General features: G+C 41.0%; 17 protein-coding genes and 1 riboswitch. Of the genes, 4 read left to right on the top strand and 13 right to left on the bottom strand.

Going from position 1 to position 15928, the window contains the following annotated elements:
- Positions 1-15: 15 nt before the first annotated feature.
- Positions 16-975, bottom strand: coding sequence for an ATP phosphoribosyltransferase regulatory subunit (locus tag QT716_RS09570; protein ID WP_317935818.1), 960 nt, complete (start codon positions 973-975; stop codon positions 16-18).
- A gap of 100 nt (positions 976-1075) precedes the next feature.
- On the opposite strand from QT716_RS09570, the gene QT716_RS09565 reads away from it, so the two are divergent.
- A complete protein-coding gene (locus tag QT716_RS09565; protein WP_317935817.1) occupies positions 1076-1876 on the top strand; it encodes a histidinol-phosphatase HisJ family protein in 801 nt (266 codons plus the stop codon).
- Positions 1877-1919: 43 nt separating this feature from the next.
- On the opposite strand, the gene QT716_RS09560 is transcribed toward QT716_RS09565, so the two are convergent.
- The 3 genes from QT716_RS09560 to QT716_RS09550 form a co-directional block, all read right to left on the bottom strand.
- Entirely contained in the window at positions 1920-3134 is a 1215-nt protein-coding gene (locus QT716_RS09560) for an argininosuccinate synthase (RefSeq protein ID WP_317936018.1), read from the bottom strand.
- Between the two features lie 245 nt (positions 3135-3379).
- Positions 3380-4762 carry an NADP-specific glutamate dehydrogenase gene (gene gdhA / locus QT716_RS09555; RefSeq protein ID WP_317935816.1) on the bottom strand — a complete coding sequence of 461 codons (1383 nt, stop codon included), beginning with the start codon at positions 4760-4762 and terminating at the stop codon, positions 3380-3382.
- A gap of 142 nt (positions 4763-4904) precedes the next feature.
- Entirely contained in the window at positions 4905-6188 is a 1284-nt protein-coding gene (locus tag QT716_RS09550) for a LysM peptidoglycan-binding domain-containing protein (RefSeq protein ID WP_317935815.1), read from the bottom strand.
- 147 nt (positions 6189-6335) lie between these two features.
- Between QT716_RS09550 and QT716_RS09545 the strand changes: the two genes are divergently transcribed.
- Positions 6336-6968, top strand: coding sequence for a spore coat protein (locus QT716_RS09545; protein WP_317935814.1), 633 nt, complete (start codon positions 6336-6338; stop codon positions 6966-6968).
- 99 nt (positions 6969-7067) lie between these two features.
- Here the strand turns inward: QT716_RS09545 and QT716_RS09540 are convergent, their stop codons facing one another.
- The 9 genes from QT716_RS09540 to QT716_RS09500 form a co-directional block, all read right to left on the bottom strand.
- Positions 7068-7964: an RluA family pseudouridine synthase gene (locus QT716_RS09540; RefSeq protein WP_317935813.1), complete on the bottom strand. Its 897-nt coding sequence runs from the start codon at positions 7962-7964 to the stop codon at positions 7068-7070.
- Between the two features lie 58 nt (positions 7965-8022).
- The gene (locus tag QT716_RS09535) at positions 8023-8337 is read right to left on the bottom strand and encodes a DMT family transporter (RefSeq protein WP_317935812.1); all 315 of its coding nucleotides are present in this window, start codon (positions 8335-8337) and stop codon (positions 8023-8025) included.
- Between the two features lies 1 nt (position 8338).
- Entirely contained in the window at positions 8339-8686 is a 348-nt protein-coding gene (locus tag QT716_RS09530; RefSeq protein WP_317935811.1) for a DMT family transporter, read from the bottom strand.
- A 118-nt stretch (positions 8687-8804) separates the two neighbouring features.
- The gene (locus QT716_RS09525) at positions 8805-9392 is read right to left on the bottom strand and encodes a TetR family transcriptional regulator (RefSeq protein WP_317935810.1); all 588 of its coding nucleotides are present in this window, start codon (positions 9390-9392) and stop codon (positions 8805-8807) included.
- 98 nt (positions 9393-9490) lie between these two features.
- Positions 9491-10399 carry a homoserine O-acetyltransferase MetA gene (gene metA, locus QT716_RS09520; protein ID WP_317935809.1) on the bottom strand — a complete coding sequence of 303 codons (909 nt, stop codon included), beginning with the start codon at positions 10397-10399 and terminating at the stop codon, positions 9491-9493.
- A gap of 77 nt (positions 10400-10476) precedes the next feature.
- A riboswitch (SAM riboswitch) is annotated at positions 10477-10582 on the bottom strand.
- Positions 10583-10678: 96 nt separating this feature from the next.
- On the bottom strand, positions 10679-11539 hold the full coding sequence (locus tag QT716_RS09515; RefSeq protein WP_317935808.1) for a YitT family protein: 861 nt from the start codon (positions 11537-11539) through the stop codon (positions 10679-10681).
- A 309-nt stretch (positions 11540-11848) separates the two neighbouring features.
- Positions 11849-12166 (bottom strand): thioredoxin family protein, encoded by a 318-nt coding sequence (locus QT716_RS09510; protein ID WP_317935807.1) that lies wholly within the window; start codon positions 12164-12166, stop codon positions 11849-11851.
- A gap of 146 nt (positions 12167-12312) precedes the next feature.
- Entirely contained in the window at positions 12313-12828 is a 516-nt protein-coding gene (locus QT716_RS09505) for a DUF3231 family protein (RefSeq protein ID WP_317935806.1), read from the bottom strand.
- Positions 12829-12927: 99 nt separating this feature from the next.
- The gene (locus QT716_RS09500; protein WP_317935805.1) at positions 12928-15012 is read right to left on the bottom strand and encodes a catalase; all 2085 of its coding nucleotides are present in this window, start codon (positions 15010-15012) and stop codon (positions 12928-12930) included.
- A gap of 107 nt (positions 15013-15119) precedes the next feature.
- On the opposite strand from QT716_RS09500, the gene thpR reads away from it, so the two are divergent.
- Together thpR and QT716_RS09490 are read left to right on the top strand one after the other, a co-directional pair.
- Complete coding sequence (gene thpR / locus QT716_RS09495; RefSeq protein WP_317935804.1) at positions 15120-15662, top strand: RNA 2',3'-cyclic phosphodiesterase; 543 nt, start codon at positions 15120-15122, stop codon at positions 15660-15662.
- A gap of 69 nt (positions 15663-15731) precedes the next feature.
- On the top strand, positions 15732-15899 hold the full coding sequence (locus QT716_RS09490) for a YfhD family protein (protein ID WP_317935803.1): 168 nt from the start codon (positions 15732-15734) through the stop codon (positions 15897-15899).
- Positions 15900-15928: the final 29 nt, after the last annotated feature.

Below are 15928 nucleotides of genomic sequence, written 5' to 3'. Positions count from 1 at the left end.
ACTCACTCCTTTCCATTAACTTGTTTTATCATTACTATTCTTCGCTGTGAAAATCGCTTCTACATCACAAGCGAATCCCACTGCCGGCAGATGAGCACCGAAGTTTTTGCTCACGTCATCGTATCGCCCGCCCATGAGAACAGGCTTTCCGATTGCTTGACTGAAACCTTGGAATTGAATACCCGAATAATAGTCCATGTCATTGACCATCCCTAAATCGATTGTGACATGACTTCCATAGCCATAAGATACAACCCGTTCGTACACATCCTGGATATGCTGAATAATGGCAGTGAATTTCTCGTTCACAGGATTTGCAAGTACTCTTTTCAAAACTGTATCTGCTTCTCCATAAGTAAAAATTATTTGCCGTAGCTTTTGATTCATCTCTTCATCTGGTTGATAGTTTTGAAGAAACTCAGTGAACTCACTAAAGTTCTTCATTTGTATTAAAGACTTCACTCGGAACTGATCACTTTCTGATAAGTTTAAAATGCGATTCATTTCTTGAAGAATACCGGCATGCCCAAGTTCAATTTTAAATTCTTTCACTCCTAGTTCTATAAGGGCACGGCATGAAAGCGCAATGACTTCTGCATCATTTTCAACACTTTGTTCACTGAACAACTCTATTCCGGCTTGTCTCCTCTCAGTTGGTATCGTTAAATCATCCGTCTTCCGATACACAGACTGTACATACCAGCATCGAATCTCATCCTCTAGTGTTTCATACGTACTCGCAAGTTCACGCATTAGAGGGATTGTCACATCCGGCCGTAAAACTAAAATGTCTCCTGTATGGTCAATCAATTTCAACAATCTTTTTCTGCTCTGTATAGATTGCAGTGATGTATAGGTTTCATAGGACTCAAGTGCAGGCAAATTCACTTCCCGATATCCCTTCGTTGAAAAACAATCTCTAAAAACTGTTCGTATTTCCTGATCTTGTTCTGCAGATTGAAATAAATTAGTCAAACCAGCACCCCTTTACACTTTATCACTTTACTACGATGAAGTTATCTAGTACTATAAATAGAACATTAAGAAATGTCAACCGAAAAGGAGATGTCCCACAATGTTCGACTATCATATGCATACTGCTTTCTCGGCGGATTGTAAAATACCTCCGGAAGAAATGGTTCGTGCAGCTATCAAAAGAGAGATTACAGAACTATGTTTTACAGATCATGTAGATTATGACTATCCTGATGAAAATTTTATTTTTGAATTTGACCAGCAAGACTATCGTGAAGAGATCGCGAAAATTCAAGATCGCTATGCTTCAGATATTAAGTTAAAGCGTGGTGTTGAGATTGGACTGCAGCCTCATTTGTTAGATCGGTACACAACGTTCATACAAGAAGAAGCATTCGACTTTGTTATTTGTTCTCTTCACACCGTTGAAAAACAAGGGTTACACGCCGGTACTGTTTTTGAGAATCGAACCATTGACGAATCGTTTGATGCATACTATCAGGAATTACTTCGCTGTATAAAGAACTTTGATGCATATAGCGTTTTAGGGCACGTAGACCTCATCAAGCGCTATTCAAAAAATGCAGCGTCAACTAATTTTCACGAGTGTCTATCTCAGATTTTTAATGAGGTTATCCCGAAAGGTAAAGGAATCGAAATCAATACATCGGGTGTACGATACGGAATGCCAACTGCAATGCCGAGTCCCGATATTCTTCAACTGTATAAGGATTGCGGCGGTGAAATTTTAACAATTGGTTCCGACGCGCACCGTCCGTCCGATGTTGGTTTTCAAATCCGTGAAAGTTTACAGCTTGCTTCTTCAATCGGATTTAAGTTTGTTGCAACATACGAAGTTGAAGAGCCCGAGTTTCACTTAATCGAAACTTTACTTCGTTAACTGCAAAAAGCCCTTCCAAACGGAAGGGCTTTTAAATTGCCTATTATGCTTTTTGTTTCACAAGTTGTTTGTTAACTGCGGCATTTACCTCAGTCGGCAGCCCCCATAGCTTGATGAAGCCGACTGCAGCTGCTTGGTCGAACTCATCATCCGATGTATACGTCGCTAGTTTTTCATCGTACAGTGAGTTATCTGACTTACGCCCTTCCACGATTGCATGACCTTTAAATAGTTTCACACGCACAGTACCATTCACGACTTGCTGGGTATCCTTTACGAACGCTTCAAGCGCAGTACGTAAAGGTGAGAACCACAAACCGTTATAGATCAGTTCGCTTAACTTCTGTGAAACAAGCGGTTTAAAATGCGCTGTCTCTTTCACAAGCGTAATGTCCTCAAGTTCTTTGTGGGCTTTGATAAGTGTCATGGCACCGGGACATTCATACACTTCCCGCGACTTAATGCCAACGAGACGGTTCTCTACGTGGTCAATACGTCCAACTCCATGTTTTCCTGCCAGCTCATTCAATTGAAGGATGAGATCCTGCAACTCATATGCTTTGCCGTCCAAGCTCACGGGAACACCTTGTTCGAACTTAATTTCAACAACATCTGAATAATCCGGTGCTTCCTCTATAGAAGCGGTAAGTCCGTATGCATCTTCCGGAGGTGCTGCCCATGGATCTTCTAAGATACCACATTCATTACTGCGGCCCCACAAGTTCTGGTCGATCGAATACGGACTATCCAGCACGATTGGAATCGGAATGTTTTTTTCCTTGGCATAGGCAATTTCTTCTTCACGTGACCAGCTCCATTCACGGACTGGTGCAATGACTTCTAAAGTCGGATCGAGCGCTTTAATCCCCACTTCAAAACGCACTTGGTCGTTTCCTTTTCCTGTACAGCCATGCGCTACTGCTACAGCTTGTTCTTTGTGAGCCACTTCAACTAACTTCTTCGCGATAAGCGGACGGGACAATGCGGAAATCAATGGATACTTTTCTTCATACATTGTACGTGCCTGAAGAGCGAGCAATGCATACTCTTGTGCAAATTCCGCTTTCGCATCGATTACATAGCTTTCTACAGCACCGACTTTTAGCGCTTTTTGCTGAATGAATTCTAGATCTTTACCTTCACCCACGTCTAAACAACAAGCAACCACCGCGTACCCCTGATCTGTTAACCACTGAATTGCGACCGATGTATCAAGTCCGCCTGAATATGCTAATACTACTTTTTTGTTTGTCATTATAAAAACCTCTCTCTCATCCGAATGCATCTTTATACATCATAAAGTATATTTATAATAACATGCTCGAAAATAATTGCAAGAGAAAACTCAGATTCTTTTAATAGACAGAATAATCGGCGCGCTAAGTTTTGAAATCCACTGCTAAATCCACAAAAAAAGATGTCTCAAAAGGTCACTTGAATGACATTTTGAGACATCTTTTTATGCGAGAACGTCGCAGCGTAACAACATTTTTTCTTTCCGAGTTAACTAAGGCCATGTGCTGCCATAGCATCTGCAACTTTTAAGAACCCTGCTACATTAGCTCCCATTATTAAATTCCCTGGTTTGCCAAACCGTTCTGCAGCATCGATACAACTTTCATAAATAGATCGCATCACAACATGTAACCGCGCGTCGACTTCCTCAGAAGTCCATCGCAACCGCATACTATTTTGAGCCATTTCCATTGCTGAAACAGCTACCCCTCCAGCGTTTGCAGCTTTAGCTGGAGCAAACAAAATTCCATGATCCTGAAAAAGTGTTAATGCTTCATTTGTACATGGCATATTAGCACCTTCACCGACAGCAAGCACGCCATTGCTAATGAGAAGTTTCGCATCTTCTTCATTCAGCTCGTTTTGTGTTGCACAAGGTAATGCAATATCACACGGTACAGACCAGACCCCCGAGCAGTCATCAAAGTATTGTGAGTCAGGGTGTGTTTTCAAATAGTCTTTAATCCGTCTATTTTCAACTTCCTTCAACTGCTTAACACATTCTATATCGATCCCGTTTTTGTCAACAATATATCCGGATGAATCGCTGCACGCAATTACGTTTGCGCCTAGTTGCTGTGCTTTTTCCATTGCATATATGGATACATTACCCGAACCTGAAACGATGACTGTTTTTTGTTCTAGGGACATGTCATATTCTTTAAGCATTTCTTCTGTAAAATAGACAGTTCCATATCCTGTCGCTTCTTTTCGCCCTAAACTTCCTCCATGGCTTGGATCCTTACCAGTTAACACACCTGCTTCATATCCGCCTTTTAACCGTTTGTATTGTCCAAACAAATAACCGATTTCACGTTTGCCAACGCCAATATCACCCGCAGGCACATCGATGTCCGGACCAATATGACGGCTTAGTTCAGTCATGAAACTCTGACAAAAACGCATAATTTCGCGATCTGATTTTCCTTTAGGGTCAAAATCAGCTCCGCCTTTACCTGCCCCAATGGGTTGACCGGTTAATGCGTTTTTAAAGATTTGTTCAAACGCTAAAAACTTCATAATGCTGCTGTTTACAGATGGATGAAAACGGAGTCCGCCCTTATATGGTCCAAGCTCGCTGTTGAACTGGACACGATAGCCACGGTTCACGTGTACTCTTCCAGCATCGTCTTCCCAAGCCACACGAAATGTAACAATGCGCTCGGGCTCTGTAAGACGTTCTAGAATACCGCTCGAAATGTATTCTGGATGCTGCGCAAAAACCGGACGGAGTGAATCGAATATTTCACGTGTTGCTTGCAAGAATTCAACTTCGTTTGGATTTCTTCTTTTTACTTGTTCATACACTTGGTGGACATAGTCATTTGAACGCTGTTGGACATCTACATGCTTTACATTTAACTTCGTCATACACTTCCCCCTAATCCCGAATCGAAATTGTTGTATTACATCAGTATACGCTAGTATGAATATTTTTGAAAATATATTTTAATCTGCAAATAAAAACAGAGGGCTGTTTCCCCCTGTTTTCACTGTGTATAAACTTAACATGTTACAACTTTTCGATTTTAAAATTATCTTCGAGAAGAAGCCAATTTTGAGGGAATGCCAGACCCAATTTCCAATACATAATGCCTCGCAGATCATACTTTTTCAGCAGGTCAAATTTTGCTTGAATGCTGCGTGCATCTTCAAACCAAACTTCATGTTGAATGCCATCTTGGCTGATATACGTAAAATAAGGCGCTTGGGCAATAACGTCATAAGAAATAGCTTCTTTCTCTCGAATGGCAAGTTCCGTAGCTTGTTTTGGACTAAGCGCCCTTGCTGGTAAACCGCCTTGAGTTGGATACGGTTTTTGCCAATCGTATCCATATAAATTTTGTCCTAAAAATATTTTATTCCTAGGTATTTCTTGCACCGCATATTTCACCACTTGCTCTACTTGCGGCAATGGGCTTACTGCTTGAGGTTCACTGTAGGTGTACCCCCACTCATAGGTCATCAACGAGACAAAATCGACAATTTCCCCGTGTGCCTTATAGTCGTGTGCTCCGTAAATACCTGTCTTTACGTCACTCACCTTGGGAGCAAGAGCTGTAGAAAGTGTCAGCCCCGCAGGATGGAATCGATCTCGTGCCCTCTTCAAAAAGGCATTGTATAAGGCCCGGTCCTCAGGGAATAATAATTCAAAATCGAAATGGATATCCTTATATCCGACTTGCTGTGCAACCCTCAGAATTTCTGTAAACAATAAATCCTGTACACCTCTGCTTACAAAAATATCATGAGCAAGCCCTGCACTAAATGCAAAGTCTTCCAAGTTACTGATCACCATGGCATTTAGAGCTCCTGCATTTGCTGCAATAGTTGTTAAATTGGCGATGGACGGTTCCTTCAATGTGCCGTCCCTTCTCACTTCGTAACTGAACATAGCCAAATACGTTAATGCATCCGCTCTCTTTTCAGTTTCATCAATCATTACTTGAGTTACAGGAGTCCGCGGTTCAACATACAGCAAGGACTGTTTAAGTGTCTTTGGTCCAGGTGGAATGTATAATCTTTCGCCAACTTTCAAAGGTGCCGAAATAGGAATTTTGTTTATATTCGCAAGCTCTGTTATCGTCATATTTTCTCGACGGGCTATCTCATATAAAGTATCTCCAGGTTCTATCCAATAATAACTTCCAACTATTGGTACGACCAAAGCTTGACCGACAGCTAAGTCACCCGAATCCCCTAACTCATTCGCATCCGCTATTTCCTTCCACCCAATCCCATATTGCTTACCTATTGAATATAAGCTTTGACCTTTCCGGACAACGTGTATTTGCATTTTGATGCACACCTTTCCATACAAGTTCGTAGTCCATTGTATGAATGCCCACAGTAAGCTATACATGGAAATCACATTACCGGATAGAAATAGGTCACTGTCACATACTACCCTTGAACGAAAACACCACTATCTAGGAGGAAAACAATGACAACAAATCACAATGAAACAACCCATCAAAACATGCAGACAGGCACTGTTCCACCATCCATGAACCATGGCGGCCATGAACTTTTTGATGTTCATGAAATATTATCGAGTACAATTGGTGCTCTCAATCAGGCGATTTTACTTCGACCGCACGTCAAAGATCCCGAGCTCTTGGATATACTCGATCGGCAATATCGTTTTACCTTGGATGAATACAACATTACAGTCGAGTGCTTCAAATCCGGTAAAGATCCATCTCACCCTACACAAAGCTACAAAATGAAAGAAGGCAATGATTTCATCTATGGCATGAAACCCGGTCAGCCGAAAAAGCCAATCACGGATGCTTCCCAAATTACTGATGAAATCATTTCCGGCTTCTTGTTAGGCTCTGCAAAAGCAGGTGCTTCCATGAAAACAATGGGAGCGTGCGAAGTGTGTAATCCAGTGGTCCGACGTGTGCTTGCAGATTCAGTGCCCAACTGTATCGAGATGGCATATGAGCTTTCCATTTATCAAAACAAACATCATTATTACCAAGTGCCTCAATTAGCTACACAAGATATGAATGAGCTGCTTAATGCGTTTGCTCCTTCACAAGGCCAACCAGGATTACCTCCATTGCAGTGATTATTACTACTGTATAGCCTTTTATAAATCAACTCATTCAGTTGATACTCTTTAAATGGAACTAAAAAACAACCGCAAGCGCCATTACGGCGTTTGCGGTTATTTTGATTTTTTATAAAAAGCAGTGGGTGGATCTGATATGAATGTATGCTCTTCTTTAGTAACTGGATGAATCATAGTTAAGCGCACTGCATGAAGCCCTAAACGCTTGAGGGGATTCGTTGAAGCTCCATACTTTTTGTCACCCGCAACGGAATGTCCAATCTCTTCCATATGGACACGGATTTGGTTTTTCCGCCCTGTTTCCAATTTCAATTCAAGTAATGAGAACTGTGCATTCGCTTGAAGACGCTTATAACGCGTGATTGCTTTTTGTCCTCCATTATCGGTTGGATTGGAATAGACTTTGAACGTTCTAGTTTCTTTCAGCCAAGAAATGATTTCGCCCGTTTCTTGACGCACTTTTCCTTCTACTAACGCGATATACCCCCGGTGCTGAACAGCTTGCTCCCAGTTATCTTGAAGCATCTTTTTAACGTCTTCAGTTTTAGCAAACACCATGACTCCTGACGTTTCACGGTCCAATCGATGGACAATAAATACACGATGATTGCGATTTGCTTTTCTTACGTAAGTGGAAAGCTCACTGAATGCAGTCGTTTCCTTTTTATCTTTAGCAGCCATGGATAACAAGCCCGCTTCCTTATCAATAACAATAATGGAATCGTCTTCATACATAATCGACAAACCTGTGAGTTCCTGTTCTTTTTTGGTGGCTTCGTTAGTGGTAATTTCAACAGAATCTCCAACATTCAACGACTTGTCGTGCTGTGTTGTCAGTTCTCCGTTTACAGACACTTGGCCACGGGACAGAATCCCTTTCACGGCATTCCTGCTTTTCTTAACGGAAAGTAATAGAAAAGGCAATAACGTTTGTTCTTCTTTTACGGTATATTGCATTGCTTGAGCTGATTGTTGTTTTGAGTTGTTTCGCATAGTCACTTCTCCTTATCCATTCATTATGCGCAACATCCATTAAAATATCAAACCCCATTTATGAAAGTGCTTTTAGTCCAACAACGCCTATGATAATAAGGGCAAGGCTTCCCAGACGGGCGAGGCTTTTAGACTCACCGAAAAAGATCATATTCAATACCACAGCACCTGCTGTTCCAATCCCAATCCATACTGCATACGCGGTACTAACTTGTAAGTAATGGAACGACGCATATAGGAATACGAACGACAACCCGAATCCGGAAAAATATAACAAACCAGTTGGAATGGTTTTCTTCTGACTGTATTTGTTTAAGCCAACTACACCTGTAACTTCACATCCTGCCGCTAATGCTACAAATAACCAACCCATATTACCCATTCCCCTTTACTGCAGCTTTTTCATCTTGTCCATCTGCTAACTTCAATCCAATTACACCAATTATCAAAACAGATATAAAGAAAACCTTTCCGCCGCTTAACGATTGACTGAAGAAAAACACATCCATTAAAGCCGTTCCGATTGTACCAATCGCCGCAAATATTGCATACACAGTGCCCGTTGGCAACTCCGCACAGGCTTTAGATAAGAAGTGAAAATCTACAAATATAAATAATATAATTGGAATCCAATGCCACCAAACAGATGCAACATTAAAACCAAATATCCAAACAAGTTCAAAGAAACTAGTTGCTGCGACATAAAGCCACGCTTTTCTCATGAAAATACTCCTCTTTTGTATGACTGACTGTCATTCATTTTAATAGATAAAAATACAATAACTCTTGCTGCCGTCTAACCATTTTTCAAAAAAGACAGCAGCAAATGACAAAACGCTATTATATCGTGCTAGTTAAGCCTAAGGCATATGTTAAAAATAATATCGTCTCCTTCTTCTGCTGCTCAGCTCGGATTACCTGATCTGTGTCATCATCATATAGGTAAATCTGTTCTGCAGCTGATTCGGTCAAAGCAATAACTAACTTCGCTAGCTGATCGGGATGACTGTCATTGCGCACATCTTTTCGATCTTGTCCTATCGCAATTTGTTCACTCACCCATTCATACATAGGAGCATACACACTTTCCCATTCTTTCAAGTGTTCAGTGGATGCTAGACCGGAATAGATCATCGCTTGAATTTCATGATGTTCTTTGTTAATTGCAAAGATGGCATCGACAAACTGCTCCAGTCGTTCTTGAAAAGAGGATTCTTTTTGAACGGTCTCAATAACAGTTTTTAACGTAAGTTGGACCATCTCCTCAGCAATTGCAGGCATGAGAGAAAGTTTGGATGGGAAATACAAGTAAAATGTTCCTTGTGCGATACCAGCAGATTTCACGATATCCGATATTGTGGTTTTGTCCACGCCTTTTTCAGTAAAGACTTGAATCGCTGACTCAACAATCCTGTCTTTCTTATTCATAACATCCCTCCGCATATGACTGACTGTCATTCATTATATCCTAATCCACTATAAACTTCAAGGTCTACAGTTGGATCAACGCTATGTGCTTAACTAATTTATTTCCACTCAAAAGGAGTTTGTTGATAAACATAGTAATTCAGCCAGTTAGAAAAAAGTAAATGCGTATGAGAACGCCATTTATTCAATGGATCATTGGATGGGTCGTCATTCGGAAAATAATTGACTGGGATGTCAATTTCAAGTCCCTTTGCTACATCACGATCGTACTCCTCTTTTAATGTCCCTGCATCGTATTCAAGGTGTCCCGTAATCATAATATTTTTAGCATCGTTTGATAAGACGATAAATGGACCCACGTCATTTGAATGTGCAAGTATCGTTAAGTCGGGGTGTAGTTCTATCGCATCACCAGAAACTCCTGTATGTCTAGAGTGAGGAGCTGGAAAGAGATCATTAAATCCTCGAGCAAGGTTCACAGTCGGATCTGTGACGATATGGTCAAATATACCGAAACATTTAGAAGGCAGCTGGTATTTCTCCACCCCGTAATAGTGGTAAAGTGCAGCTTGTGCACCCCAGCAAATATGCATGGAAGACGTAACATTTGTTATAGCCCAGTCCAAAATCGCTTGCATCTCTTCCCAGTATTCCACATCTTCAAATTCCATTTGTTCAATCGGTGCTCCTGTTACGATCATCCCATCAAACTTTTCATTTTTCACTTCACGGAATGTTTTATAGAAGGAATCCAAATGGTTTTGGCTAACATTCTTTGATACGTACGTTTCTGTATGTAAAAACGTGACATCTACTTGTACAGGGGTATTCCCAAGAAGCCGTAAAAGTTGCAGCTCGGTTTTTTCTTTTTGAGGCATTAAATTCACAACGAGAATTCGGAGCGGACGTATATCTTGAGTTGTTGCACGCTCTTCATCCATCACAAATATTTTTTCTTGTTTCAATAATTCTCCTGCAGGCAATTGTTTAGGGATTGTAATCGGCATAGCTTTCCACTCCTATTCAGCTCAATAAAAAACTTCCACTTTCTCTGAGAAGAAAAAGTGGAAGTTGTGATCCATTTTTCTTATCTCTCAAGACAAAGTCTCGTGGAAGTAGCACCTTCCTGAAAAGTTCAGGGGTTGCTGAAACGTCATCGGGCCAATTCCCTCAGTTTCTCTTGATAAGCATATTCAGTTACAGAACAGTATACCATTTCTAAGTTGTTTGTATAGTCTAATAACGGTAAATTCCCTCAATACCATTTTACAGACTTTAATAGCCGGTTAATCGTCAAATTGCGCTCGAGAGAATCCCCGTCCTAAAATTTCAGAAGCATTCAGGAAAATTACAAAAGAAGTCGGCTCTTGCTCTTGTACGATTTTTTTAAAGTAAATTGCTTCAGACTGTTCAACAACGCACAGAATCATCGTTTTCTCTTGGTTGGAATAGCCGCCTAACGATTTGACTTTCGTTAGCCCGCGATTGAGTTCATTGCTGATTAGCGATTGCACTTTCTGTTCTTCTTCCGTAATGATTAAAATAAGTTTTGTAGGCGATGTTTGCAACTGCACAAAGTCAATGACCTTACTCGTTACGTAAATCGCCATCATGGCATAGAGTGCTAGCTCCAAATCGAAAACAAATGCGGATACAATCACGACAAAGCCATCTACGATCAGTTGTGCGAATCCACTTGAAAAATTGGTATATTTCTTAAGTATTTGTGCGATTAAAGCTGTTCCGCCTGTAGATCCGTTGCCTCGGTAAACAATACCGAGCCCTATACCTAACATAATCCCGCCATATATGGAGCTTAACAATGGATTATGAATGGGTACATTAATGTCCGTTGTAAGGAATATGAAAAAAGGCACAAAAAACGTACCGACAATTGTACGCCAGCTGAAGTCTTTTCCGACCAGTACAAGTCCCAGAATCAGCAGGGGTAAATTGATCGCCCACTGCACATATGCAGGGTTAAATCCGTAAAGTTCATAAACAATTGTACTAATCCCAGAAACCCCGCCAGCGGCAATTCGGGAAGGTAATAAGAAAATAGTAAATGCGAGTCCGACAAACGCTGACCCTACAATAATTTGGAGATAGTCAAAAATTGCTGATTTCTTAAATTCTTTAAACGTCATCTTGTCCCTCCGTTCGTGTCAACTGTACTATTCTAACAAATTACAAGTACATTGTGGTTGTTGACTGACAGAACGCAAAGAAGTTCTTTCATTCTGAAAATTCCCTATACAAATTTTAAACTGTGCTTGTGATCTTAAAGACTCGATTGAGTGGAAAGAGTTTACAAAAGGAGAAATAAATAATTAGCCAGCTAACGGCAGGAGAAGGATTTCTGGAGGGAATTGAAGTTTTTATTAATAGAAAATGCAAATTAGCAGCTGTCTTTGAAAGTCACCTAAGCAAAAACAGCTGCCGATTTTTTGTATGCGTTAAGCTTCAGGATGATCAAGAAATGCTGTGATTTCTTCTCTAGTTTTCCGGTCCTTACTGACGAGACGGCCAACTTCCTTCCCTTCACTATAAACAATAAAACTTGGAATACCGAAGATATCATGCTCTGCACAAATGTCGATGAACTGGTCACGATCGACATAGACAAACTCATATTCAGGATAATCTGCTTCAATTCCCGGAAGTAACGGGTCGATTACACGGCAATCCGGACACCAATCTGCTGAAAACAAAAATACGGTCCGTTCTCCTTTTTTAAATGTATCAAATTGCTCTGCTGATATTAACTTTTCCATAGGTTCTCCCCCTCTTTTAAAAATAGTATACCACTGAATTCTGAGTACTTCAGTTACTGAGACTTTGCCAAAAAACGGGGTAACCTCTATGTAAAACAGCGAAAGAACTCGTACCCTTCTTTCGCTATCTTTAAATACAATACTGCTTATTCTTTAGTATGGTGGCCATTCAAATGTAGCGGCGGAGGTATAATCCATCCCTTTTCTTTGTTCATCTTTAATAGCTTAGCTCCAAACATGACTTTGTCTGTATGGAATTTTGCAAACATCGTTGCAATGTCCTCGCGCAAGCATTGACCCATCACCTGACTACACGAAACAAGTGCCTGCCCCACGTTAATGGATACAGCTCCGCTGATTTCCGGATCCATAAATCTCGCTCCTGGCGGAATATCATCTGCCGAACATGTTGGACGGTCAGGCAGCGTAGGGGGCGGCATAATGCCATTCGCCTTTAGTACTTCCACCAGCTGCTTGTCATGATTTTTCATCATATCCACAGCTTCATGCAACAGCTTTTTCAGGTCTTCATCACCTGCATGGTTTATAAATGCTTGATATGCACTTATTAACCCTTTGTTTGCACCGACGTATGCCCAACATCCGATGACTTCACCATAATGCATTGGATCATCTTTAGAATTACCGCTCATAATGCCCATGTGTCTCTCCTCTTTTCGTTAGCATTCGTGTTACATGCTTAGCATGAGGAGAATTTAAAAAGTTATACACATCACTTCTTCATTCAAAAAGCTGTCACGTTATTCAAAGATATTCCGATCCCAAAACCTTTGTTTAGCCAACGCATTTATATAAGCATTATTAAAATCACGCTCATTTTTTTCAACGATGATTCCTGGCCCTTCTTGGACAGACGTCTTGGATATATAGCGTGAACCATTCAATGTGAATGCGATTGGTTTATAATGTTTCCAGGCTTCCTCAATGTAATTTTGCAAATGACTGTCAAATTCCGCTTGATTTTCAGATGTCCCTCCGCCTGCTAAAATGCTGTCATACAATACAGGTGAAACTGTTATGAACGTCTGATTTGCAGTTGCAGTCCTGCCTGACGCACTTTGAACTGGGCCTAATGTTGTACTGACAATATCTACCGTCACTCCAGCATTACGGAGTGACCTAACGGTATTCCCGATGACCGCACTGTCAAATCCTTTTCCGAGCAAAATGGCTACTTTCAAAGTTTCTGGTACGAAAATTATATTTTTCATACTAAGTGCAGGGGAAGAAGCCGTCACATCTGACGGTGTGCATTGGGCTCGTTTTACTCCTACCGCGGTTGCGATTGCTTCGGAGAGTCCGCTATCGACGTGACAAAACATATCCACAACTTGCTGACGAACCGATTGACTTTGTACTTTACCGACCTCAAAACTGAACGCATCGATGATATGTTGTTTCTCATAAGGTGCCATACTGTTCCAAAATAGCCGTGCTTGAGAGAAATGATCTTCAAACGAAGGACTGTTCGCACGGATTACATGGCCTTCCACTTTTTCTTGATAATGTCCATATCCGCCTTTTTCAACTGGTGTCGGTGATGGTGTATTATCCGCCAGGGAGTTTTTATGATAGCTAACTTGCCCGACGTCAATTCGCTGTCTGCTGAATCCGTCTCTTTGGTTGTTATGAAATGGACAGACGGGACGATTAATGGGGATTTCCGCAAAGTTCGGTCCGCCTAACCGCAGCAATTGTGTATCCAAATAGGAAAATAATCTGCCTTGCAGTAATGGATCATTTGTAAAATCGATTCCCGGAACGACATTACCTGGATGAAAAGCAACCTGCTCCGTCTCTGCGAATACGTTATCGATATTACGATTCAACGTCATTGTCCCAATCAATTCAACAGGTACAATTTCTTCTGGCCATAATTTTGTTGCGTCTAATATATCAAAGTCAAACATAAATTCGTCTTCTTCACGGATGAGCTGTACACCTAAATCGTATTCTGCGAAATTACCTGCTTTAATGGACTCCCATAAGTCCCGTCGTTGAAAATCCGGATCTGCTCCACTAATTTTTTGGGCCTCATCCCATACGAGTGAGTGCATCCCCAATTTTGGTTTCCAATGAAATTTCACAAAATGGGCAACACCGTCATCATTCACTAACCTGAATGTGTGCACACCAAAACCTTCCATCTTTCTAAAGTTCGTTGGAATTGACCTGTCTGACATGAGCCACATAATCATGTGAGCAGATTCCTGGTTGTTCGCAACAAAGTCCCAAAAAGTATCATGAGCTGTAGCTGCTTGAGGAATTTCGTTATGAGGCTCGGGTTTAGTTGCATGTATCAAATCAGGAAACTTGATGGCATCTTGTATAAAGAAAATCGGAATATTATTCCCAACTAAATCATAATTACCTTCTTCTGTATAAAACTTCACTGCAAAACCTCTCACATCACGAGCGGTGTCAAAAGATCCTTTGCTGCCTGCCACATTCGAGAACCGCGTGAAAAGAGGAGTCTTTTTACCAACGTCCTGTAAGAACTTAGCAGATGTATATTTTTTCATGCATTTGTGCAAAACAAATTCACCATGTGCTGCATAACCGCGCGCATGGACTACCCGTTCTGGAATCCGTTCATGGTCAAAATGCGTAATTTTCTCCCTCAGATGAAAATCTTCCAGCAAAGAAGGTCCCCGCACATCTGCTTTTAGTGAATTCTCATCCCCCGATACTTTAGTACTTTGGTTGGTTGTCATCTGTGTACCGAAGTTATTTACACGGTATTCATCTAATTGCCGTTCTTTAGCATTTTGGTTCTTTCTGTTAGGATGTTCTCCATTTAAATTGTTCACGCAATCCCCTTTCATCCATTCATGTCGTCTTCTGTGCTAATGTATGCTTGAAAGCTAGGGCGGGTTACCTAATGATTCGTTACGAAGTTTTTCTGAAATTAAAGATAAAGGAGATCTTTTTGATGACACATTACTTCGTCGCAATTCCCATCCCATTTGGCATCGTTGCTGAGCCACTGAAGAAAGCGTCTGCATATTACGAATTATCATCTCACTACAAGGTTATCCCCCATCCTGATGACTTGCATATTACGCTCCTCTTTTTCGGTGCGTTAACCCCATTACAGCTCGATTTTGTTAAGCAAGAGCTAGAGGTTATTGCGAAGAATACGGAATCCTTCACAGTTACAATCGACGGTATATCCTTTTTCGGCAATCCAACAGGTCCGAGAGTTGTCTATTTGTCCGTTCAACCTGAATTACAATTGGCTGAACTTTATCATGCACTTGGGAAACGCCTGGAGTTTGTTTTACAAAAGCCAGCATCGTTAGAGTATACCCCCCATATTACGATTGCTAAAAAGAAGAAAGATAATAATCCACATCCAATTGAAACAGAACATTTTCCGCCACTTCTTCACTCCGTTAAAGGAATTACTTTGTTTTCGATTGACCCTGCCTCCTCACCTAAATATCGGCCTGCTGAGACATTTTCCTTTGATTAATATCTCTCCGTATGGTTTACAAAGTCCTGCACATACTGAATTGGAAGATACATCGAAGGGAGCATATGTATGGGACGCGATGAACACTCAAAAGGCGGTAAGAATGCGGCTTCACTTCCACAAACGCCTAAAAAACAAAAGCTTTCTGCATCAGAAATGAGAGAAGAAATTTCTCGCGAACTGGATGCAATTGATACCGCTGTAAAACAACGGCAATCTAAGCGAAAAGACAAATGAAAAACGGGCATCCAGTTACTAATTGGATG

It is taken from the genome of Sporosarcina aquimarina (assembly GCF_033253705.1).
GTDB classification, from domain to species: Bacteria; Bacillota; Bacilli; order Bacillales_A; family Planococcaceae; genus Sporosarcina; species Sporosarcina aquimarina.
The sequence above is the reverse complement of the archived record's forward strand: the minus strand, read 5'-3'. Positions and strand labels throughout refer to the sequence as shown.

What these genes read in the sequence shown, in the direction of transcription:
- QT716_RS09550 (WP_317935815.1), bottom strand. Translation starts at nt 6,188, where the DNA reads ATGCAAATACACGTTGTCCGGAAAGGTCAAAGCTTATATTCAATAGGT.
- QT716_RS09545 (WP_317935814.1), top strand. Translation starts at nt 6,336, where the DNA reads ATGACAACAAATCACAATGAAACAACCCATCAAAACATGCAGACAGGC.
- QT716_RS09500 (WP_317935805.1), bottom strand. Translation starts at nt 15,012, where the DNA reads ATGAAAGGGGATTGCGTGAACAATTTAAATGGAGAACATCCTAACAGA.
- QT716_RS09565 (WP_317935817.1), top strand. Translation starts at nt 1,076, where the DNA reads ATGTTCGACTATCATATGCATACTGCTTTCTCGGCGGATTGTAAAATA.
- QT716_RS09505 (WP_317935806.1), bottom strand. Translation starts at nt 12,828, where the DNA reads ATGGGCATTATGAGCGGTAATTCTAAAGATGATCCAATGCATTATGGT.
- QT716_RS09535 (WP_317935812.1), bottom strand. Translation starts at nt 8,337, where the DNA reads ATGGGTTGGTTATTTGTAGCATTAGCGGCAGGATGTGAAGTTACAGGT.
- QT716_RS09525 (WP_317935810.1), bottom strand. Translation starts at nt 9,392, where the DNA reads ATGAATAAGAAAGACAGGATTGTTGAGTCAGCGATTCAAGTCTTTACT.
- metA (WP_317935809.1), bottom strand. Translation starts at nt 10,399, where the DNA reads ATGCCGATTACAATCCCTAAACAATTGCCTGCAGGAGAATTATTGAAA.
- thpR (WP_317935804.1), top strand. Translation starts at nt 15,120, where the DNA reads ATGACACATTACTTCGTCGCAATTCCCATCCCATTTGGCATCGTTGCT.
- QT716_RS09490 (WP_317935803.1), top strand. Translation starts at nt 15,732, where the DNA reads ATGGGACGCGATGAACACTCAAAAGGCGGTAAGAATGCGGCTTCACTT.
- gdhA (WP_317935816.1), bottom strand. Translation starts at nt 4,762, where the DNA reads ATGACGAAGTTAAATGTAAAGCATGTAGATGTCCAACAGCGTTCAAAT.
- QT716_RS09530 (WP_317935811.1), bottom strand. Translation starts at nt 8,686, where the DNA reads ATGAGAAAAGCGTGGCTTTATGTCGCAGCAACTAGTTTCTTTGAACTT.
- QT716_RS09540 (WP_317935813.1), bottom strand. Translation starts at nt 7,964, where the DNA reads ATGCGAAACAACTCAAAACAACAATCAGCTCAAGCAATGCAATATACC.
- QT716_RS09510 (WP_317935807.1), bottom strand. Translation starts at nt 12,166, where the DNA reads ATGGAAAAGTTAATATCAGCAGAGCAATTTGATACATTTAAAAAAGGA.
- QT716_RS09515 (WP_317935808.1), bottom strand. Translation starts at nt 11,539, where the DNA reads ATGACGTTTAAAGAATTTAAGAAATCAGCAATTTTTGACTATCTCCAA.